The sequence below is a fragment of the Nibricoccus aquaticus genome (assembly GCF_002310495.1).
GTDB lineage: Bacteria > Verrucomicrobiota > Verrucomicrobiia > Opitutales > Opitutaceae > Nibricoccus > Nibricoccus aquaticus.
This window is the reverse complement of the sequence record NZ_CP023344.1, coordinates 1,076,064-1,098,807: the sequence shown is the minus strand read 5'-3', so window position 1 is coordinate 1,098,807 and position 22,744 is coordinate 1,076,064. Positions and strand designations below refer to the sequence as shown.

Below are 22,744 nucleotides of genomic sequence, written 5' to 3'. Positions count from 1 at the left end.
GCGGGCTCCTCGAAATGCGCGTACTCCTCGTAGAAGACTCGGCCCGCTTGCAGCAAAACGTCGGGGCGGCGCTGCGCCGTTCGGGTTATGCGGTGGATGTTTCCGGCGACGGGAAGGACGGGCTGTGGCATGCACAGTCGAACGACTACGACGCGATCGTGCTGGATATCATGCTGCCGGAAATGGACGGGCTGGAGGTGCTGCGGCAGATGAGGAAAGCGGGGAAGAACACGCCGGTGCTTTTGCTCACGGCGAAGGACACGGTGGAGGATCGGGTGCGCGGGCTGAATCAAGGGGCGGACGATTATCTGGTGAAGCCGTTCGCGCTGGAGGAATTGCTGGCGCGGGTGCAGGCGCTTTGCCGGCGGAAGTACGCGGTGAAGACGGCGCGCATCGAGATCGACGATGTGGCGATCGACACCTCGGCGAAGCGGGTTTTTTGCGGCGATCAAGTGATCGAGCTGACGTCGCGGGAGTATTCGCTGCTCGAATATCTGGCGCTGCATCGCGGTGCGGTGGTATCGCGCAGCCAGATCGAGGAACACATCTACGACGGACAGGTGGACCCGATGAGCAATGTGGTGGATTCGGCGATCTGCATCGTGAGGAGAAAACTTTCTGAAGCGAAGGCGCGGCCGATCATCCGGACGCGCCGCGGGCACGGGTACGTATTGGAATCACAGGACGCATGCGCTCCATCCGAAGGCAGTTAACGCTGGGCGTGCTGGCGGCGCTCGCGCTCTTGCTGGGCGGGGCGGGCGGGGCGACTTACTGGGCGCTGCGCGACTCGATCTACGATCAGTTTGACGACGCGCTGCGGGTGAAGGCGTTGTTTATTGTGACGTCCACGCAGCAGCGGAACAACCAGATCAAGGTGGAGTTTTCGGACGGGTTTTTGCGCGAGTTCGACTACGATGTGGCGATGGATTTTTTCCAGGTGTTCGACGACAAGGGCGCGTCGCTCACGCGTTCGGATTCGTTGTGGGGGCATGATCTGCCGCTGGCACATGGGACGTTGGAGGCACCGGTTTATTGGGATTTGCAGTTGCCGAATGGACGGCCGGGACGGGCGATCGGGATTGAGTTTGCGGCGGATCAGCAGAACCGGCGCGGGGCGCGGAAAGAAGCGGAGATGCGCGCACGCGTGGTGGTGGCATCGGACCGGAGTTACGTAGAAGGGCTGATTGCGCGGTTGAATGTGACTCTGGTGATCGCGGGTGCGGCGATGGTCGGGGTGATTTTGCTGGTGGTGCCGCTGGTGTTGCGGCGCGGGTTGAAACCGTTGAGCGCGGTGGCGGAGCAGGCGTCGCGGATCGACGCGAACTCGCTGACGGAGCGTTTCGCGGTGGAGGAATTGCCGGCGGAGTTGAAGCCGATCGCGGGACGATTGAACGATTTGCTGGCGCGGTTGGAGGCTAATTTTGAGAGGGAGCGGAGGTTTAGCGCGAACCTCGCGCACGAGTTGAGGACGCCGCTGGCGGAACTGCGTTCGCAGGCGGAGCTGGCGTTGAAATGGCCGGAGGAGCGGACGGCGGAGAGCGACAAGACGGTGCTCGAAATCGCGATGCAGATGGAGGCGCTGGTGGGCCGGATGCTGGCGCTGGCGCGGGCGGAGCAGGGGCAGGTGACGCTGACGAAGGAGCGGGTGGGTTTGAGTGATTTGGTCGAGGGCGTGCTTGAGTCGCTGGCGACGACGGTGGGTGTGAGGAAGTTGACGGTGGAGCGGAGCGTGGCGGCGGATGCGGTGGTGGAGACAGATTTGGTTTTGGTGCGGTCGATCATCACGAATCTATTGGAGAACGCGGTGAATTACGCGCGGGGGTGCGGAGTGGTCGTCGTGGAGGCGGAGCTGGCGGAAGGGGCGTTTGCGTTTCGCGTGAGCAATCCGGCGGACAATTTGCGCGCGGAAGATCTGCCGAAGTTGTTCGAGCGATTCTGGCGGAAGGACGGCGCGCGCACGGGCGGTGGCACACACGCGGGGCTGGGGCTGGCGCTGGCGCGGTCGCTGGCGGAGCAGCTCGGGTATACGTTGAGCGCGGCGCTCGATGAGCGCGGGGTGCTGACGATGACGCTCTCCGGGAAACGTTGAGTGCGGGCGGGCGCTGGCGTGTGAGAGCAGCGTGTTGCATGTGCGGAGGCCGGGCACGGCGTGCCGGCCCTACCTCGGGAAGGAATTGTTACAATGCGGCGGACAGTGAGACGGTGTAGGTGCGGCCGAGCGGGGAGCCGCCGCGGTAGCCTGAGATCGTGTCGGCGCGGGGCGGGTCTTCGTCGAAGAGGTTGCCGATGCCGAGACCGAGGCGGTACTGGACGGAGCGTTTGGGGGAGATTTTCTGGCGGAAGCGCCAGCCGGTGTTGAGCGTGACGAGGGATTGAGCGGGGACGCCTTCGCCGCGGGCGGTGGGCGCGATTTCGCCGGTGTGATCGAGGCGGAGGGACGCCATCCAGGCTTTGAAGTTCCAGGAGGCGGTGCTAGTGAAGGTCCAGTCAGGGCGGGAGGAACGGCCGCCGCCGTCGTTAATGAAGGCGACGCCGGGGGAGATTTCGCGGGTGTCGGTGAGGTTTCGCTCGGCTGTGCCCGAGATACGAATACGGCCGATCTTTTGGGCGGGGATCGCGTACTCGAGGTTGAGGTCGAGGGAGCTGGCTTCGCTGCGGCCGGTGTTTCCGGGTGTGGTATCGACTGAGAGAATGGCGCCGGGACGGGCGTTGGCCAAGTCGTCGGCGGTGGGGGCGGCGCGGATGACACGGCCGGGGAAGGCGGATTCGTTATTGATGACGTCCTGAGTATCGAAGCGGCGCTGGATGAGGTTTTCGCGCTGCTGATTTTGGTACGCTCCGGAGAGGCGGAGGCCTTTAGCGAAGGGAGGCTCGAAGGTGGCGCCGAGTGACTGGCGGGTGCTGTTTTCACGACCGAACTGGGCGATGTCTCGGACGATGAGCTGGGCCTCGGTGGCGGCGAGATCGCGGCGGGGATCGAGGACGGTTTCGTTGACGAGGGTTTCGCGGCGGTCGGAAACGTCGGGTGAGGGAAGGGAGGATTGCTCGGCGTGGCGGGCGCGAAAAAGCAGCGGGCGAATGGGGGACCAGACGAGGCCGACATCGGCTCCGGTGCCTTCGCTGCCGTCGTCTTGCGAGGAGTAGCGGGCGGAGAGGCGGGTTTCGAGGCGGTTGAGGAAGCGGATCTGATTACGACGACCAGTGAGCGGGATGTTGAGGGAGGTGGAGGCGTTTTGCGCCTGGCTCTCGTAGTGACTTTCGGGCGATGACGTGCCGGGGGCTCCGCGCGAGGTGCGGGTGCGGTCGTCGAGTTGGTAGCCGCCCTGCATGGAGAGAGTGAGCGGACCGGCCCACGTCTCGGTAAGCGTGCCGTTGGCGGAGAGATCGAAGCGGGTGTTGTTGCGGACGGTGTCGCTTTGACGGTTGAAGGTGAGAGATGGATACAGGTGGGCGTTGACCGGACCTGCGGTGGGATCGCCGAAGGGATTGAAGCGGGTCAAGGCATCGGCTGAGGCGAGTGAGGCGGTGAATGCTGCGGGGTCGAGGTCGGTGGCGGACTGGGAGGATTCGTCGCGGCGGTAGGCGAGGCCGCCATTCCAGGACCAGGAGGCGGGGAGCTTGCCGTTGAGCTTGAGGCCGAGCTGGGCGCGGTCGGAGGAGGATTTCTGGCGGGTGGGGCCGAACTCGGTGTGGACGAGGCCGACCTCGATGTCCTGACCGAAGGGATTATAGGCGGCGGGGACGCGCGTGCGGGAGGAGGCGGAGGAAACGGGAGGCGGGCCGAGACGTTTGCTTTCGGAGTGTGTGAAGGAGCCGGATAGGGAGGCGCGCAGACGTTCACCGAAAATCGGATACGAGGTGCTGAGGGTGGCGCCGAGTTGTTGCGACGGGCTGATGAGCTGGCGGTAGGGCGAGGTGTCGAAGCGGCGCTGGCCGGACGCTTCGGGGCCGCCGGTGAGAAAGTCGCTGGAGGCGAGGCTGGTACTGGAGCCAGTTTGGTTTTCGGGGACGAGGGCGGTGTTGACGGGATTGCCGTTGGCGTCGGTGAGACCGTTGAGCGGGCCGTTGACGGCCCGGATAACGGCGGGGGAGCCCCAGGCGAGACGGAGATCGCTGCCGCCCCAAGACGTGTGGTCCTGATTGCGGGCGAAGGCGCGGTCGGTGGCGTCGAGGGCGCTGCGGTGAGAAGCGTTGATCGCGACGAGGGTGCGGAGTTTGCCGCGGGAGACGGAGGTGGAGAGGCGGAGAGTTTGTTGTTCGCCGCCGCCGCCGGCGAGAGGAGCGTCGAATTTCAGGCCGGCTTCGGCGCCCTGGTAATCTTTTTTGAGGCGTATGTTGATGACGCGGCCGGAGGACTGGGCGCCGTACTCGGGCATGGAGCCGTCGCGGGAGACCTCGATGTTTTCGACCATGCCGAGCGGAAGCGTGGCGGGATCGATGTAGGCGGGTTCGCCGTCGATGAGGACGAGGACTTCTTCGTCGCTGCCGGCACCGGGGAGCGTTTCGAGGAACTCGGTCATGGTGAATGCGCCGGTGTCGTCGATCTGGCTGTTGTCGTAGCGGTCGAGCATCTGCGGTCCTTCCTGATCGCTGGCGGAGAGGCGGTCGGAGGTGACCTTGAAGGCTTCGAGCATGACGGTGGGGGCGTCGGCTGGTGTGCTTTCGGTCTGGGACAAAAGAGAGAGCGGCCCGAGCAGGAGGATGCTGGCAATGCGGGCGAGGCAGTGAATCGAGAGAACGGAAGTGCGTGGGCGTGGCGTCATGCTGGGCAACGCCGGGTGGGCGACGTTGTGGTGAGCCGAGCTTAGGCGAGTTGAGCTTATCGGGAGATTACGTGGGCGATGCGGGATGTGAGGTGTGTGTGAATGATGACGTGAAAAGTCTGACTGGTTGAATTTTGGGCGCGTTCATGAGCGGGCGGTTTTATCGGGTAGGAGTGCAGCCGCGCGGGAGGAGGTGGCGGATCTTCGCTTGCCGCTGAAATGGTGGCGATTAGCAGTCGGGCATGAATTACCCCAGCTGGACGAGGCGTGTGCTGAGTGTTGCGTGTTTGTTGTCGAGTGCGTGGAGCGGGCGTGCGGAGGACAAGCCGGTGACGGCACCAGCAGCGGAGCCGGTCGTGGATATGCCGCAGTATGTGGTGCAGGAGACGCGGGTGCTGCCGATGGTGAAATCGTGGCGCTATGTGCGCGTGCCCGCGCTGGTGATGGAGCGAGGCAAACAGACGGTGGTGGTGCCGGGCTACGAAGTGTTGTCCAATGTGTCGGAGAAGAACACGCGTCTGTTTGTGAGTGAGATCCAACTACGGCAGTTTGCCGGTGCGTATATGTGGCCGATGCTGGTGAATTTGCAGCCGAGGCAGCCGCTGGTGGTGATTTTCGATGAGACGAAGCAGGCGTCGCTTACGCCTGATAGTTCGGAAGCGATCGCGTGGAGCGGTGATCCGATCGCGGCGTCGGATGCGGGCTCGGCGGATTTCGCGTCGGGAGCGTTTGATTCGGGCGCGTGGCTGGTGGAGGCGCAGGGAGTGAGTGAACGGGAGGCGATCAACTCGATGCCTATTCCGGGTGAGATCGTTGAGGAGGCGTCGTCCCGGGTAGATCCGCGGCCAGTGGAGAAGAGCACGTTTGATATAGGATCACGGCGTCTGCCGCTGCCTCCGGGCTATGTGGTGCTCACGGCCAGAGAAGGGTTGATTGCGGCTCAGGTGAATGCCGACCAGCCGCTCGCGAGTGCGGAGAAGCCGACGGAGGAGCAACTGGCGGCGAACCTGAGCGCGTGGATCTCCGTCGCCAGTCTACAAAATCTTCCGGGCGGTGCGCCGCGCTGGTTTGATGCCGGGCTGCACCGCTTGATCGAGCTGACGGATGTGACACCCACCCGGCTCGCGTTCGCGCAGGGGATAGTCATGCCGGCCCAGAAGCGGCTCGCGTCGCTTCAGGTGGTGCTGGCGAAAACGGGCGCATTGACGGAAGAGGAGAAGCTGGTGGCGACGGCGTTTGTTCACCACGGGCTTTACGGCGACAACGGGAAGCACGCCGAGCAGTTCATGAAATTTACCGAGCGAGTGACGAAGGGGACGTTGTCGGATGCGTTGTTCAAGGAGTGCTTTGGAAAAACGATGAAGCAGGTGGATCAGGAGCTGGCGACGTATGGCCGGAGTTTCTCGGCGTTTCGCTCGATCGAGACGCGCGGGCAGATGCCGTCGATGCCGGAGTTCACGGTGCGCGAAGCGACGCAGTCGGAGGCGGCGCGTTTGCTGGCGGATGCGTTGATCACGCAGGGAAAGCCGGACCGGGCGCTGGATGAATTACGGATCGCGTACTGGCGGGGCGAGCGCGAGCCGGAGATGCTGGCGGTGCTGGCGGCGCTGGAGGAACGGCTGGGTTCGGTCGAGCGGGCGCGCAAATTATCGGGCGCGTTGATGGCTTTGCCGAAGCCGCCGGTACGCGTATTGCCGGTGGAGGCGAAGCTGGTTTATCGCGAAGCGGTGGCTGCGAGGGCTGATGGGGCGAAGCTGACGGTGGCGGAAACGCGCAAGATTTTGAGCCTGATGGCGCGGGCGATTCGCGAAGGGCAGAACTCAGAGGAAGTGTGGGCGTTTTTCTCGGAGGTTGTCCTGCGGAGTGAGGGCAAGCCGCATGAGAGCATCGGCGCGTTTCTGGCCCAGGCGGCGAAGCGTTATCCGGGGAATACGACGATCCGGCAGGCGGTGGAGTTTGCGAGAGTGAAGTCGTAGCGCGGGGATTTTTTAGCTGACGCGGACATCGGAAGTCCTGAGAGGATTCACGTCATGGGTACCCCGAGATGGCAGAGGATGAGGATCGCCGTTGCGCGTGTGAGTCTGATCGCGGCGACGGCGGGAGCGTTGATCGCGGTGGAGTCGGGCGCATCGGACAAGGCGGCGGTGGATGTTGATATGTCCCAATATGTGGTGAGGGCTGACCGGGTGCTGCCGCAGCCTGAGTCCTGGCGCTATGTGCTGGTCCCGGCGGGCGTGTTGGAGCGTGGAAAAAAGGTGGTGGTGGCCTCGGGCTACGAAGTGCTTTCGAACCTGTCGGAGAAAAATACGCGGGTGTTTGTGGAGGAGCTGCAACGGCGTCAGCTGGCTGGGACGATTTTGTGGCCGACGATCATCGAGGCGTTACCGCGTGAGCCGATGATTGTGGTGCTGGATCGGACGCGACAGGCGTTCATGCCAGCCGACGTGGATGTGGCGCAGAGTTGGGAAAGCGACGCGATAAGTACGCCTGAGCATACGAGCGAGGGATTTGTTTCGTTTGAGGTGGCGGACGCCGGTCCTGAGATGGACAGCCGCCTGACTGCAATCGGTCGGAGCAGCAGTTATGGCACGATGGGGACACGGTACGGCGGGGATGTGCCCATGAAGTCGGGCACGTTCGACGGTGCTTTCGATTCACCGAAGCTGATGCGTCCGCTTTCAGCCGGAGTGGTGGTACTGAGGGCGCGCGATGGCGTGGTGGCTACTTTGATCAACGCGGATAGCCCGGCAGGGATGAGCAGGCTGGGTGAAGAAATGATCGCGGCGGGGCTTTCCAAAGAGGCGGCGGTATTTGGGATGCGTTCTATGTCGAACCCGCCGCCGTTGTGGTTCCGCGAAGGGATGGGCTGGCTGGTTTACACCAGTGAAGTGAGCAGGAAAAAAATCGCGTTTGCCGGGGTAGCGGTGGATTTCACCGGCCAGTTGGTGCCGTCGTTGCTCACGGTTTTCCAGAAGACCGAAAAGCTCAGCTTCAACGAAGTCATGCTCGCGGGGGCCTTCACGCACTACTGCTTGTACGGCAATAATCGGAAGCTGGCGCCGAATTTTATCCAATTCATGGAGCGGCTGGAGCGGGAGCCGGTGTCAGAGCAGCTCTTCAAAGAGTGTTTCCGGCGCACCACTAAAAAGATGGAGGTGGAGCTGGCTTCGCAGGGGCGGGGCATGGCGGCATTCGCATCGATGGAACTCAAGGGGCGGTTGCCTGAGCTGCCGGCGTTTAGCATTCGCGAGGCGACACAGTCGGAAGTCGCGCGGCTCAAGGCGGACGCATTCATTACTCAAGGACTCTGGGATCAGGCACTCGATGTGTTGCGGATCGCTTACTGGCGCGGTGAGCGCGAGCCGGAGATGCTGGCGGTACTGGCAACGCTTGAAGAGCGAGTGGGCTCGGTGGAGCGGGCGCGCAAACTCTCAAAGGCCTTGATGGCGCTGCCAAAGCCACCGGCGAGAATTCTGATTGTGGAAGCGAAACTGCGTTATCGCAAGGCGCTCGAGGGGAAGGCAGAAGGGGAAAAGCTCACCGTGGCGCAGATCCAGCCGGTGCTGACGTTGCTGGCGCAGGCGGTGAAGGCAGGGCAGAACACGGAGACGTTGTGGGCTTTTTTCTCGGAGGTCGTGCTGCGCGGGGAGGGAAAGCCACATGCGAGCACTGGAGGTTACTTGGTGAAGGCGGCGGAGCGTTATCCGCGTAATAGTATTATCCGTGAGGCGGCGCGTAAGGCGGAAGGAGCACTATAGTGGGATGGGGCACAAGTTACTGATCTACTCAGACCTTGATGCGTGAAGCGTACAGGGGGAGGGGGAACTTGGATCAGTAGAGGGCTCGGAACGGGTAAAAAAGTTGGCCGGTCGTGTACCCCTACACGACCGGCCATTTGCTTTCTTAGTTACCCCAAAATGTCAGCGCTAAGCGCTAACAACGAAAAGAAGATTCAATGCGCGGCGGGAAACGTCAATACTGCGGCCGGGCATTCATGAAATCGTTACGCTGACTAATAGGGGTCTTAAGATTCATCAGCGTTGGCACTGACCGCAGGGGTTTTATCGGACAGTTCAAGCGGGCTATGCGAGGTCGCTAACGGATGATTTTTAGCAGTTTGCGGATGCGTTGTTTAGGCTGCTGGCGCGGGAGACGGTTATGTTTTGGGCAGTGTTATTGATAAGAGGTGGGCCGTCGGGGTGCGCTGATCGAGGGGGGCCGAGAGAGTTCAATGCGAGTGATGAGTTTTTTGAAGACGTAGAGCGTGAGCTGTGGCGGTATTTTCCCGGGAGTTGCTCTTTGAGCTGTGCTGAGTTGGTGCCCCCGGCCGGACTCGAACCGGCACGCTCTTACGAGCAGGGGATTTTAAGAGGAATTATTTGATGGTGGTCTCTTGTGAGATGTCCGCTTTTGGCGAAGAAATGTCCGCTTTGCCGTATTGGTAGGCAGGCACTTACGAGGGGAAATTCTCGACCTCATGAAAAACCTCTCTGAAAGCGAAGTCTTCGGATCAGTTCCCGCCAGTGGGCAAAACGTGGGCCAAAGCCCAAAAACAACCACCCACGGTGCGATGCTCAAATTGAAGCAACGCATCCAACGAAACACCCGGAAATACTTCGGTCGCCCCAACGCGCCTTACTACCTCCTGCGCATCCAATGTCGCGGCTGCCGTGAGTGGTTCGAGCTCGGATCAGATCTGGATTCAGCGGCGAAGCTCGCGCGAGAGATCGATTGTTTTCTTCGGCTGCACACATGGGAAGAGACCCGATCGAAATACAAGCCAGCCTTTGCAGCTGAGCGCTCAGAGTTGACGGTCGGCCGTTACATCGAACTGGTCGGCCAGCATGGTCACTTGGATCCGTGCACGCTATACACGTACGCGGCCAGATTTCGACGGATCGTGAGCGGAATCCGAAAAATTAAGTTCAACGGCACCGACAAGTTTCCTGGGAAAGCTGAAATATCCAGGTGGCGAGCGGCGGTGGATGGGACGCGGTTAAACACCATCACGCCAAAACTGATCGCTATCTGGCGCGACGAGTATGTGGCACGGTTCCCAGCCAATACGCCCGAGCGCATTAGGGTTGAGCACACCGCCAACGGTGTTCTTCGCAATGCTCGTGCGCTTTTTGCCAAGCGTGTCATGAGGCGAGTTCTAACAAAATGTTCGGATCTCGTGCTGCCATCTCCACTTCCTTTCGACGCAGTGGAGTTTCTTCCGGAACGCGAATCAGATTATTTCTACACGTCGGAGGTAGACGCCAAAAAGTTGATCGAAGCAGCTTTCGCCGAACTTTCCGGAAACCAGCTGGTGATCTTTGTCCTGGCGATAGGTGCAGGCCTCCGTCGGAACGAAATCGACAAACTGCTGTGGTCGAATGTGGAACTTGCCACCGGGACTGTTACCATCGCTCCGACGAAATATGGACGCCTGAAGAGCGATTCGTCGGTCGGGAAAATCCGGCTCGAATCACAGTTCGCGGAAGTGCTCCGTAAGCATGCCGAGATTTCCAAAGGCGAATTCGTGCTCATTTCCGACGTCGCTCCGCGTCCTGACGCAGTGTACAGGCAGTATCGGTGCACGAAAGATTTCAAAGCGCTTTGCCTATGGTTAAAGGGTAAGGGAATCACTCGCTCCACTTCTCGGATACATACGTTGAGAAAAGAGTTTGGATCTCACCTCGCCGACCGTAAGGGGATCTTGGCGGCTAGTTCTGGTCTGCGGCATTCCACGATTGGAGTAACCCGAAAGTTCTATGTTTCCAGCAAGATTGAGCCGACTTCGTTTTTCTCAGGAGACTCCGAACTGAAGCCTCTGACCGCAGTTAGCAGCAATACGGCTGAATTGATGAAAATACTTAAGAATCTCCTTGAGGAAAAAGCTGTGTAGTCAAAGCGCTGAGCGAGGATTTTTTGCTAAACGGAGGTTACTAATCGGGAGGTAGTGATTGTCATCCCAATTGCGCGAGTAGAACTAAAGCGGAGTTCTGCATGCATTGGAACACCTCTCTCCCGAGGATTATGATTTAGCGGGTGCAAACTCAACGAGTTATTGCTGCATATTGCGGCAGAGCAGATTTAATGACTGTGTCTTTGAGGCTTCAGTGTGATTTAGTAATACTCGGCAAATTTTGAGAACCAGCTGACCTTTTTTCGCAACGGCATCGGATTGGTTTCGATTTCCATTTTTGACCCAAGCGGGGCGGGAGTACCTCGACCGATCGACATGCTTTGGCTGTCTGCGAGGTAGGGCTCAGCAAATAGCTGTCGCGGAACACCGCGGGTTTTTTGTCCGACGTAGGCGTGATAAATCGCCCAGTGGGATTTGCCGGTGGGGGAGAACACGTAACACGCGTTGGCTGAACCAACGACTTCTTTCGACGCTTTGAAAATTGGCTTCGACGACTTCTGCCAGTGCGCGGGATTCATCGGATCGCTGCCGGTCAGTTTCATCAGGCCGATCGCATAGTGGGGAGTCCAGTAACCGCTGCCGGCATACGCGAGATAGAGCGTACCATCTTTGGTTACGATGGGCGTGCCACCCTCAATCACTTCCGGAAGCATGCGCCTTTGATCGCCAGAACCGGTCATGCCGGCACCGTGTTTTTCCCACGGCAAGGTCGGGCTGCAGATCATCGCCGCGCGTCCCGCAACCGTCCACGGATTGATCAACTCATCGATGTAAAGGCACTGCCAGTGGTCACCGACTTTTTTCGACTCAGGACCCCCGAAGCGTCCGACCCAGATCAGATAATTTTTTCCTCTGTAACTAAGCACTTTCGGGCCGGCCACCCATTCGTCGTTGAACTGATTCTTCAACGCGCTGTTCACCCGGATGGGAGTGTCTCGCGTGCCATCGTGTGGCGATCCGTAAGGGCCGAGCGGGTCATCTGTGAGCGCGCGCAAAACAAACAAACGGTGATCCCAGGCCGAGCGACCACTGCCGTCGTTCGCTGTGAAATAGAGATAGAATCCTCCCTTGCCCGCACCGGCGAGATCCTCGCTCAAGTGATAAATCTTTGGTGACCAGAGATGCTTCGAATAGGGGTGACCGGCTTCCGGCTTATAGAGGGTCACAGGTTCGGCATGAGGCAGGTCACCCAAGTTCGCGACCTTGCGGCCGACGAGCTGCGAGTAGCCCGTGGTCGTGCTGTAATAAAATCCATCGTGCTGAAAAACCCACGGATCCGCGCCTTCGATCAGCGGATTGCTGAACGACAGTGTTCCCTCGTTTTCCTGATCCAGGAGCGCCGGTGCCGCGTTCAGGACAGATGTCGCACCGCCCGGAAAGCCGTCGGTGCCGGTAATCCCGGTAAGCGAACTGAAAACGCCACCGTTGATCGTGAGCGTGTAGTCGCCTGAAAAGCTAGCCTCCGGGTGACGCAAGGCGGCGATGGTGTTGTGGTAGATGCCGCCGTTTATCGTCACGCTGACACTTCCCCACACTGCCGCACCGGCCTTATTCGCCAGAGCGGCCACGCCGCCATAAAAGTATCCGGCATTCAACGTCAGCTGAGCGTCGCCCACATGCCGGCCTGATCCGGTCGCGCACACCATTCCGTTAAAACGACCCCCATCGACCACGATCCGGAGATTTCCGCTGGTCGGTTCGGCGTCGGACGTCGAACCGCCGAGCACGGAATCCCACTGTCCACCCTTGATGGTGATATCGGCACCGGTGGAGCCATCTTTCCGGCGTGCGCCCCCCGTGATCGAGGGAAATCGTCCTGCCTGTCCTGGCTCACACGAGATTCCATCCGAGAAAGCGACCGGAAAACCGTTGCAATGGATATGACTGGATTTGCCCGCCGCAGCGATAAGCACCTTCGCAAAGGTCGTCGGACCATTGACCGTGTAATCGCCTTCTAAAATCAGCTTCGCGCTGCGCTCAGCCTGATAGTCTTTGCCGTCGTGGCTGCTGGTGATCGTTATCGGTGCAGCATGGGCCGGGGTGACGAAGTTGGCGTCCACGCGCACGCCCCCGCTTAACACGATGACGCCTCCTGTGCTGGCGAGCTGTGTGAAAGCCGAGGACAGTTCCCTCGAACTGGAAGCGCGATCCGAACCTTTAACCACGATGACCCTTGCCGGTGGGTTTGCCGCCAGGGACAAGACAGCGGCGAAAATAAATGCGAGGATGGAGCCGAAATGTTTCATGGGGATAGGGGCATGGTCCCGAACACATTTGGAAAATCTGCGCGGTTTGTTCGACCGTGAGCAGTCGATGACAATACCGCGTTCCAGCGCATTCAGGGCTGCACGCGCCCGGTGATGAGAAGTTACGCGGGCGGCAAGTCATCCTAATTTGCTTTATCAAACTGCGGCAAAACTTGTCTTTCGTACCAGAGAGCGCGCAGCGAAAAGCAGATCAGAGCATTTCGTGGGAGGTGCCTGCGGTTGCGCGTGTCACATAAAGCGCGGGCTTCACGTGGAAGCGTTCTTCATAGCCCGCCGTGACGGCCATTACGAACGATTCGGCTTTGTTCGCTTCGACGAGCGCTACCGCGCAACCGCCGAAGCCTGCGCCTGTCATGCGTGCTCCGAAGCAACCGGGTTGGTGGCGTGCCAGAGCGGTGATCTCGTCGAGCTCATCACAGGAAACTTCGTAGTCATTCCTCAGGCTTTCGTGGCTCGCGTTCATGAGCTGGCCGAGTTCAGCAGCTGGCGGCGTTCCGAGACTGCCGGCTTTTTCGGTCCGCGCATTTTCGGAAATCACATGACAGGCGCGTTGATAGTCCAGAGGGTCCAACTTGGATTTAGCAGCTTCGAGTTCAGGGAGCGTCACGTCACGGAGGGCTTTGACTCCGAAAAATCTGGCGACCGCCTCGCACTGTGCGCGGCGGACATTGTAAGCAGAGCCGGCGAGGGTCCGGCTTTTTTTGGTGTCCATGATGACGATCGCAGCTTCTGCCGGAAGCGACGCAGGCGTCGTGGCAAGGGACCGGCAGTCGATGAGCAGCGCTTGGTTTTCACGCGCGGCAGCAATCACAAGCTGATCCATGATGCCGCAGTTCACACCGATGTGCTCGTTTTCCACACGCTGACACAGCAGCGCCATCTTGGTGGCGTCCCAAGTAAATCCGGACGTCACGTGAAGCGCGCGAGCGATGGCGAGTGAGAAAGAAGCCGACGAGGACAGACCGGCGCCAACGGGAAGATCTGCGGCCACGACGCCGTTAAAACCGTGAAGCGAAAAACCGTCGAGTTGTAGTATAGCAGCGACGCCTCGCGCGTACTCGGCCCATTCGGGAACGGGAGTTTCCAGATCGTCGAGCGCGAAGGTCGCGGTCTCATTGAAGTGAGTTGAGTAGAGCGAAACCTGCCGGTCCGATCGCGGACCGACGGCGATGTAGGTTCCGCGTTCGATCGCGAGTGGGAACACGAAGCCGTCGTTGTAATCGGTGTGCTCGCCGATCAGGTTCACCCGGCCAGGGGAGCGGACCAACGCGAGCGGTCGGTGAGAAAAATGAATGGGAAATTCTTGCAGGGCGAAGGTGCGTGCGGCGGACATTTCCGGCGTACGCTGCAAACCAGAGTTCGCGTGTCGAGACTCTGACTCCATTGACGCAGCCATTTACGCGCAGGAAATTTTTTTGAATACGCGTCGCGCGCGAACACTCACTTCTTGCTGCCGGAAACTCTCCTTCGCCGGCCGTAATGAAAGCATCATCGCACATGCTGCACACTGCTGCGCGTTTTGGAAAAGCACATGAGAAGCAACATTTCGGTTAGAATCATTAAGCAATTAGATGTGCCAAAAGCGCTGTGTGTTTATCCGCTCGTGTTCGTTAACCCCGACCTCGTGCCGCCCCCAGCTCTCCGCATCATGCGTGATTTAAGAAATTCTTTTGTTCGATCTTTCGCCGCCGTTGCGCTGGCAGGTTTTACTTTTATCGCCAGCGCGGCCGCCACGACCACCGCCTCTCGGCAACAGCCCGTTCTCCAGTCGCAGAAGAATCCGGACGACAGCACAGGCATCCGCATCGAGGGGCAGGGGATGGCGAGCGCCAGCCAGTCGTTCCCACTTCAAGTCGAAGTCTGGGACAAGAATGCTGACAGCTATACTCCGCTGCGCGCGGCCTACCGCAGCTTCGAATCGAAAAATGGAAAGTGGATCGGACGCGGCGTCATCAAAGGGCTCCACGATCTCCGCTTCACGTTTGAAGACGAATGGAGTGTGGAAGGTTCTGCACTTCGTCTGAACCGCTCCGTTAAAGTTCACGGAAATCTCGACGGCGGCTTCCGTTCCTCCGTCACACTTGAAATCACCGAGCCAAAAAAATGGCCGGAAGTGGAATGGTTTTCGCCTGGTATGATCTACGGAAATTTTGCCCATCTGAGGAACAACTCCTTCGGCGCGGGCAATTATTACCAGCCGAGAAACTACGCTGTCTGGATTCGCGAAGATCGCATGCCCGCGCCGCTCATGAGCGCACGTTTCGCCGACGGCTCCACGCTTTCCGTCCTGAATTCCGCGCCCAACGGCGCGACCACTCATTCCGAAGGCAACGATTTCTCCCACGCGTCCCGCGCCGATGCCCGCTTTCTCTTTGGCGCGATTGGTGCGCAGGAAAACGAGAAGACACTCCAGCTCGGCTTTCTCTTTCCCGGCTCCGAGGGGCAGATCAACTATGGACGCAAATCGAGCGAACATGCCACCGCGCACGCCGCGTGGCGCAGGCGTTACCATCCTATCAAGGACGGATTCGCCCATAGCTACGAAGTGTCCTTCCGCTTCAACCAGGCGGATAATTTCACAGCCTTTGTTTCCGATTCGTGGCGCTGGGCATGGACGACGCTCAAGCCGAAAGCCAATCCGCAAAACCTCGGTGCCGTCTGGCGTCACGTCGTGGACATGATCGCGGAGAACACGCTCGAATTCGACGACCGCGCTGGCACGCAAATCATCAGCCCGGCGATTCCCGGGCAGAAGGAACGCGAGATCACGAAGTCCATCATGGGCTTCATCGGCTACGCACTAGGCTCCGCTGAAATGATGCTCGCAGCCTCGACGCTCGATCACACCGAACGCGGCACCGAGCTCCGTCGCAAAGCGGAAAAGTCCATCGATTCGTTTCTACGCATCCCAATGGCACCTCCTGCCGGCGAAGGCTTTTTCCACAAGAGCGGCGAGTACGCGACCTCCCAGGGGGGCTATAAAACGGATCACGAACTTTTCCTTCGCTGCTTCACCGACGACATGAAGTCGCTGATGCGCGCCTACGAAGACGAGCAACGCGCCGGCCGTACGCATGCCGACTGGATCGCGTGGGTTCGTCAGTTCGCCGACTGGCTGCTCACGCAGGAAAAGCCCGGCGGTGGCTTCATTCGTTCCTGGATGCCGCGCACCGCGAAAGTCGTCTCCGATTCGCCGACCGGCTCCTTCATGGCCGTTCCTTTTTACGCCCAGCTTCATCGCATCACCGGCGAAAAAAATTATCTCGATGTCGCCATACGCACCGCCGACTTCGCATGGAATCAGGGTCAAAACGTCGGCCGCTTTGTCGGCGGCACCATTGATAATCCCGACGTCATCGACAAAGAGGCCGCCACCATCTCGCTCGAGGGCTATCTCGCGCTCCACGACATCACCAAGGATGACCGTTGGCTTGGGCGCGCCAAAGCCGCTGCCGCCATGGCCGAGACCTGGATGTATATCTGGAACGTCCCTATGCCAGACGACAGTCCGGCTGCGAAACTTCAATGGAAACGCGGCGTTCCCACCACCGGCATGCAACTCATCGCCACCGGCCACTCGCTCATCGATGGCTACATGGCCTTCGACGTCGCGAGTTTCGCCAAACTGTATCGCCTGACTGGCGACAGGCACTACCTCGAAGTCGCCACCATCCTTCTGCATAATACCAAGGCCATGATCGAACTCCCGGGCAAACCGCTCGGACTACGCGGCCCCGGCTGGCAGCAGGAACATTACTGTTTCAGTCTCCCTCGCGGCATCGGCCGCCACCAATTCTGGCTCCCCTGGGTCTCGGTCAGCCAGCTGCGCGGAATGAAGGATCTCATCACGCAGGATCCCGAGCTCTACCACGAACTCGCCGCGCTTAATGGCACCAAGATCCCCGTGGCTCCCGCTGCGCCATGATTCGGCGAAATTTGTTTTTGTTCCCCACCTACCCAAGTAACTCATGATCTCGATTAAACGGCTCCTCTACGCAGGCCTACTTTTTTTAAGCCCGGCACTCACCCTTATCGGCCAGGAAAAACCCGCAACAGGCGCCATCACCGGCCGGGTCTATAATCCTGCAACAGGCGAATACGCCCGCAGCGCCCAGATCCGCCTGCTGCCTTCCAACGAAACCACCACTTCTGGTGACGGCGGCTCCTACCGGTTCGGAAATGTCCCAGTCGGAAATGCTACGGTCGAAGCCGATTATATTGGCTATCCAACGCAGACGGCCACGCTTGTCGTCCAGCCCGGCCAGACCGTCACGCACGATTTCAACCTCCCGAGCGAAGACGGTACACTCGTCATGCAGGCGTTCGTCGTCTCCGGCGAACGCGAAGGAAACGCCAAGGCGATCATGGAGCAACGCAGCTCCATGAATATCACCAACCACATCGCCTCCGACGTCTTCGGTGAAAACGCGGAAGGCAACATCGGCGAGTTCCTCCGCAATGTTCCCGGCGTGCAACTCGACACCGTCAACGGTGAAGTCCGCAACGTCAGCCTCGGCGGCCTCGGCTCCGAATACACGCAGGTCACGGTTGATGGCATGTCGCTCGCCGCCGCCGATGCCAACGACACCGCCGGCACCGGTACCAACACTCGCGCTTCCAGTTTCGAGATGGTGTCCCTCAGCAGCATGGATTCCCTCGAAATTTCCCGCACGATCAGCGCCGACGTCGATGCCAACGCCCCCGCCGGTACGATCAATCTCCGCGCCAAACGTGCATTCGACCGCAAGGACCGCCGTATCAGCCTGCAATTGAACTCGGCCATGCACTCGAGCGCCATGACGCTTTCCAAAGGCATTGGCCCCGATGATCACGACGGCAGCTACAAATTTGGGCCCGGCGGTATTTTCGAATACTCCGATGTGTTTCTCAATAATCGCCTCGGCTTCGTCTTCAACGTCTCCGAATCGAACATCTACTCGGACGCCAGCCGTGTCACAATTAACTACAATCGCAGCCCCACGGCGACCGACCGTCGTGAGCAGGTGCCCACATCGATTGTTTTCCAGCAACTCCCGCGTCACAACCGGCGTTTCTCCACCACGTTCACGACCGACTTCCGCGCAACGGACCGCCTTACGCTCTCGCTCACCACAATCTACAACTACTCCGAACTTTGGAACATGCAGCGCTCTATGACCGCGACCACCGGTGGCCGCTCGGTCATCGGCGCTGATCCGGTTTTCGGTTTCACCACCAACTCAACTGCCGCGAGCATCACCGTGAACCCGGTGGCGATCTCCAAGCTGGGCGAAACCATCACTGTGACACCAAAATTCGAATACAAGAATGGCAACTTTGTGTGGGATGGCGCTGCGTCCTACTCGGATTCCACCAGCTGGTATGACAACTTCGGACGCCATGGCACGATGCAGACTCTCAACAGCCCGGTGGCGGCGAACGTCAACTACCGCGCCGTGCGGCCGAACGATGCGCTCTCGCCGGACTGGCAGTTTGTGCAGATTGCCGGCCGCGACATCGCCTCCGGCTCTGCCTTCAGCAAACCGTCCATCATCGCCAAAGACAGCCGCCGCTCTCGCGGCGAGTTCATGACTGCACAAACCAATGCGAGTCTTTCCACCAACTGGGGCATCCCGATCGTCTGGAAGACCGGCCTCAAGTTCCGGGAAGAAAACCGGACCTTCTCCGATAAGCGCTCTTTGGATCGTTACAATTATGTCGGACCCAACGGCAATTCCACCCACTACGGCGAATTTCCCTCTGAATTCGTCTGGGACCTCGGCAAAACCAACGTGAACATCACCTCCATCAGCGGCGGTCGTATCTTCATGCCCGATCTCGCGGATATCGGCGAACGCTTCCGCACCAATCCCGAGCAATTCGTCAACTCCTCCAACGCGACCGACTACTACAACACCCACGTCGTCCGTAACCGTAACTTCACCGAGAGCATCAACGCCGGTTATTTCATGGGCACTGCCCAGGTGAAAGGGTTCACCATCCGCGCTGGGGTGCGTTACGAGGACACAGAAACGAAGGTGCTCGAGCCCGATGCCCGGACCTCGGCTGAGGTCACTGCCGCCGGTTATGCGGTCAACGCCAGCGGCGTCGCCACCACCATTCCGGGCGTAGCTTATCAGTTCCTGGCCCGTCCTCGCGTGTACCGGACAGGCAACTACGAAAACTTCTTCCCCAGCGGTTCGATTCGCTACGAGATCATCAAGGACCTTGAATGGCACGCCGGCTTCAGCTCCACAATCCGCCGTCCGGCATACAACGACGTGGCGGGCGTCTGGGTCGTCAATGACAACAACCAGACAGTCACTGCGCCGAACGTTAAGCTGAGACCGGAAACCGCCACCAACTTTGCGACCCGTCTCGCTTATTACATGAAGAACGTCGGCGAATTCAGCGTGGCCCTCTACGAGAACCACGTCGAAGATCTCATCAATAGCGATGAACTCACCGCCGCGGAATTTGGTTACGCCGGCGAGGATTACACCGGCTACCGTTTCATCACCTCAGCCAACAGCCCGGGCCAGGTCAAAGTCCGCAGCATGGAACTCTCGTACAATCAGAACCTCGGCTTCCTCGGCAACGCCTTCCGCCGGTTGAATGTTCGCGCCAACTACACCCGCGCCTATGCCACCGAACTGAAGACCGGCCTCGTGCCGCATTCCGTCAACAGCGGCATTTCCTACACCTATCGCCGCTTCAATATCTACGCGAACGGCAACTGGACCGACGACACGCCGACCACCACCACAGGCGCGACTTATCGTCGTGCGCGTACGCAGATCGACGGCGGAGCCGGCTTCAAACTCACACGCATGCTGTCCCTCAACTTGAGCGCGCGCAATGTGACCGACGCTCCTTACATCCAGATGCAGAAAGTGGCTCCAAGTGCTCCGACGCTCTACGATCACCTCCGCGTCGGCACCACTTATACCCTGGCCGTGAAGGCGGTCTTCTAAGAACCGCTCGCGCTAAAGATTCAACCGCCGGGCGGGATGTCCTCTGCCCGGTGGTTTTATAATTCAGGCCCACTCTCATCCTGCTTCGACGCTCAAGATCCGACTCACATGGCATCTCTTTCTGCAAACACGGCGAAAAAGCCGCTGATTCCTTACCAATGGGAAATCATCATTTGGCTTTTCCTCGCCTACGTCATGAATCAGGCCGACCGCCAGATTTTCAATGTGGTGCTTCCGCTCATCAAAGCTGATCTCGGTCTGAATGATTTCCAAGCGGGGGTGATCGGCTCAACGATGGTCGTGACGATGGCGTTCGTGCTTCCCGCGGCCGGCTACATCGGCGACCGTTATCCGCGCAGTATTATCATCGTCTTGAGCCTCGCCGCCTGGAGCCTCTCCACGTTGCTCAGTGGCCTCTCGGTCGGACTGATTTCTTTCATAGCCATCCGCAGCGTGGCTACGGGCGTTGGTGAAGCCATGTATGTTCCCGCAGCTGTGGCTTTCATCGGAGAGCATCACACCAAATCCCGCAGTCTCGCGCTCGCGGTTCACCAATCCGCTCTTTACGTCGGAACCATTGGCGGCGGCTTCATGGCTGGGTGGCTCGGGCAGCTCTTCGGGTGGAAAAGCTCCTTCTTTGTCTTCGGTGGATTCGGCATCATTCTCGCCGTTGTTATTCACCTGCGCATGAAGCGATCGCACTCAGTCAGCCCGGTCATCAGCGGTGAGCGGCCCCGCGTTAAAGAAGTACTCCAATCGCTTATAAAGATTAAAACGGCGATCATCTTTTCGCTCGTACTCGGCCTTAGCACCTTCGTGAGCATTGGCTACCTCGCCTGGATGCCGACTTATCTCCATGAATCCTTTGGGCTCACGCTAGCGAACGCCGGGTTCTTCAGCGTATTCTACAATTTGGTGGCCGCGTTCGTCGGTGTTATGCTTGGCGGCAAGTTCTCCGACAAATTCGCTCAGAAATATCCGAGCTTCCGTCTGAATCTCGCCGGTACCGCGCTGCTTCTCGGCATCCCTTCGCTCTATTTCATGGGCGCATCCGACAATCTCACCGTTGTTTACATCGCGCTCGGTGGTTTCGGTTTTTGCCGCGGCCTGTTCGACTCGAACATCTACGCATCGCTTTTCGATGTCGTGCCCCGTCGTTTTCATGCCTCGGCCGCTGGTCTCATGGTGGCGTTTTCCTTCATGATCGGTTCTCTGGCTCCGTTGATTCTCGGCGCCATGAAGCAAGGCGGCGATCTCGGCGCCGGTCTGTCCGGTCTTGCCTGGGCTTACCTTCTCGGCGGAAGCGCGCTGCTCTTTGCCGCTTACCGTTTCTTCCCGCGCGAATTCATCCGTCAGGAAGCTCCTGCGGATAACGTTCGCGCACACTGATCCGCAGTACGTCCCTTCTCGATCCTCTCTATGAAAAACAAACTCCTCCTCATTCTTCTCACGGCGCTCCTCGCTTTTTCCGGAAAAACCTTCGCCAAAGACGAAGCTCCTTACACGGAAGGCACGGTCTGGGAGATTACCATTGTCCGCGCCAAGCACGGCATGGTCGAAGCCTACTTGAAAAGCATCACCCGCACCTTCGATGCCGTCATGCGTCAGGCGAAAAAAGAAGGCCTCATCCTCGACTACAAAATCCTGCTGGGTCATCCGGGAAACCCCAGTGACTTCAACGTCCTCCTGATGGTCGAGACCCGCAACATGGCCGATCAGGACAACGTCCGTGAACGCTGGGGCAAGATCGTCCTCGAAGCCGAAGGTGACGCCGACCAGCGCTTCAAAATCGCCACCGATCGCGTCGATATGCGTGAGGTTCACGGCATCAAACTCATGCGTGAAATCACGCTGAATCCTAAAAACTGAGTAGCCCCCTAATTCCTTCATCGCAAAAAGCCGGCCGCTCGGGCCGGCTTTTTTGCTGAGCGTCAGGCGCTCATCCAGAGAACGTATAGCGATAGGTCCGCGGCGACGTGTGTTGATGCCGACGAAACCAATTGGAAAATTGCGAGAGGTGGACGAAGCCGAGCTCGTGGGCGATTTCCTTCACGCCGCGTTCCATGCTTTGCAGTTGGCTGCACGCATACAGCAACCGGCGCTGGCTCCAGAATTGAAACGGTGTCTGTCCGCAGGTGTCCCGCCAGATGCGGTCCAGCTGACTCGCACTCACGCCCACGGCTTGTGATACCTTGCGACGATTCCAGTTGGCGGCCATCGGCCAGCTTTCGATCAACGTCATGCTCTTGGCCATCAGCGGATGCGTCAGATCAGGAGCGCGCAGCCGGATGCCTGCTGTCGCAATCTGCGGTGCGAGAATACGCCAGAAAGCCCAGATTTTTTCCCGGACCTCGATTTGCTCTTCGAAACTGGAAATCGACAGGATCGGACCTCCCGGCGGAATGCCGTCGGCGTGCTTTTTATAGGTGAATTGTTCCAGCACTTCGGCCGCGGCTTCCAACTCGGGATTTCCCTTCAAGACCGCAACCGACGGCCCCTCCCATTTGGCCGAGCCCACCTCGACCGCGAAGTGAATCGAGATGATGCGTGATTTCGGAGAAAAACTTTGCGTGCGCCGCCCCAATCCAGGCACGAGCACCATCCACGAACCCTTGCCCGCCTTCACAGGTGGCCCGGATGCGGTCACATCGACTTCGCCCTCCAGCATATGCCAGAGGATGAAATTCATGGTCTCAAACGAACCTTTGATCGTGTTCGGCTGATTGCGATAGCACCAGAGGAGCCGGCAACGCACCGCGTTCCAGTCATAGGAACGCGGCGCTTCGAAACTCTCGCCTGTCGCGTCAACAACGGGAGGCTTCGCTTTTTTCGTTCCGCGTTTCACGAAGC

General features: G+C 59.4%; 13 protein-coding genes. 9 read left to right on the top strand and 4 right to left on the bottom strand.

The window, feature by feature from the left end:
- The first annotated feature begins 14 nt into the window (after positions 1-14).
- A complete protein-coding gene (locus tag CMV30_RS04780) occupies positions 15-713 on the top strand; it encodes a response regulator transcription factor (RefSeq protein WP_096054955.1) in 699 nt (232 codons plus the stop codon).
- Positions 689-2,089 (top strand): ATP-binding protein, encoded by a 1,401-nt coding sequence (locus CMV30_RS04775; RefSeq protein WP_096054954.1) that lies wholly within the window; start codon positions 689-691, stop codon positions 2,087-2,089. Before CMV30_RS04780 ends, CMV30_RS04775 begins: the two co-directional genes overlap by 25 nt.
- Before the next feature lie 88 nt (positions 2,090-2,177).
- Here the strand turns inward: CMV30_RS04775 and CMV30_RS04770 are convergent, their stop codons facing one another.
- The gene (locus CMV30_RS04770; protein WP_096054953.1) at positions 2,178-4,763 is read right to left on the bottom strand and encodes a TonB-dependent receptor; all 2,586 of its coding nucleotides are present in this window, start codon (positions 4,761-4,763) and stop codon (positions 2,178-2,180) included.
- 242 nt (positions 4,764-5,005) lie between these two features.
- On the opposite strand from CMV30_RS04770, the gene CMV30_RS04765 reads away from it, so the two are divergent.
- The 3 genes from CMV30_RS04765 (at position 5,006) to CMV30_RS04755 (ending at position 10,653) form a co-directional block, all read left to right on the top strand.
- On the top strand, positions 5,006-6,739 hold the full coding sequence (locus tag CMV30_RS04765) for a hypothetical protein (protein ID WP_096054952.1): 1,734 nt from the start codon (positions 5,006-5,008) through the stop codon (positions 6,737-6,739).
- Between the two features lie 99 nt (positions 6,740-6,838).
- Positions 6,839-8,521 (top strand): tetratricopeptide repeat protein, encoded by a 1,683-nt coding sequence (locus CMV30_RS04760; protein ID WP_138223133.1) that lies wholly within the window; start codon positions 6,839-6,841, stop codon positions 8,519-8,521.
- Between the two features lie 719 nt (positions 8,522-9,240).
- Positions 9,241-10,653: a tyrosine-type recombinase/integrase gene (locus tag CMV30_RS04755; RefSeq protein ID WP_096057619.1), complete on the top strand. Its 1,413-nt coding sequence runs from the start codon at positions 9,241-9,243 to the stop codon at positions 10,651-10,653.
- Between the two features lie 221 nt (positions 10,654-10,874).
- Here the strand turns inward: CMV30_RS04755 and CMV30_RS04750 are convergent, their stop codons facing one another.
- Both CMV30_RS04750 and galK read right to left on the bottom strand, forming a co-directional pair.
- Positions 10,875-12,920 (bottom strand): glycoside hydrolase family 43 protein, encoded by a 2,046-nt coding sequence (locus tag CMV30_RS04750; protein ID WP_096054950.1) that lies wholly within the window; start codon positions 12,918-12,920, stop codon positions 10,875-10,877.
- 211 nt (positions 12,921-13,131) lie between these two features.
- Complete coding sequence (galK, locus tag CMV30_RS04745; RefSeq protein WP_096054949.1) at positions 13,132-14,274, bottom strand: galactokinase; 1,143 nt, start codon at positions 14,272-14,274, stop codon at positions 13,132-13,134.
- Between the two features lie 270 nt (positions 14,275-14,544).
- On the opposite strand from galK, the gene CMV30_RS04740 reads away from it, so the two are divergent.
- The 4 genes from CMV30_RS04740 to CMV30_RS04725 all read left to right on the top strand — a co-directional run bounded on the left by CMV30_RS04740 (position 14,545) and on the right by CMV30_RS04725 (position 21,763).
- Entirely contained in the window at positions 14,545-16,866 is a 2,322-nt protein-coding gene (locus tag CMV30_RS04740; RefSeq protein ID WP_138223132.1) for a glycoside hydrolase family 88 protein, read from the top strand.
- A 43-nt stretch (positions 16,867-16,909) separates the two neighbouring features.
- Positions 16,910-19,894 carry a TonB-dependent receptor gene (locus tag CMV30_RS04735; RefSeq protein WP_096054947.1) on the top strand — a complete coding sequence of 995 codons (2,985 nt, stop codon included), beginning with the start codon at positions 16,910-16,912 and terminating at the stop codon, positions 19,892-19,894.
- Between the two features lie 108 nt (positions 19,895-20,002).
- The gene (locus tag CMV30_RS04730; protein ID WP_175414731.1) at positions 20,003-21,283 is read left to right on the top strand and encodes an MFS transporter; all 1,281 of its coding nucleotides are present in this window, start codon (positions 20,003-20,005) and stop codon (positions 21,281-21,283) included.
- Positions 21,284-21,313: 30 nt separating this feature from the next.
- Entirely contained in the window at positions 21,314-21,763 is a 450-nt protein-coding gene (locus tag CMV30_RS04725) for a hypothetical protein (protein WP_096054945.1), read from the top strand.
- 70 nt (positions 21,764-21,833) lie between these two features.
- Here CMV30_RS04725 and CMV30_RS04720 read toward each other — a convergent pair whose 3' ends face one another.
- The gene (locus tag CMV30_RS04720) at positions 21,834-22,739 is read right to left on the bottom strand and encodes a helix-turn-helix domain-containing protein (protein ID WP_138223131.1); all 906 of its coding nucleotides are present in this window, start codon (positions 22,737-22,739) and stop codon (positions 21,834-21,836) included.
- Positions 22,740-22,744: the final 5 nt, after the last annotated feature.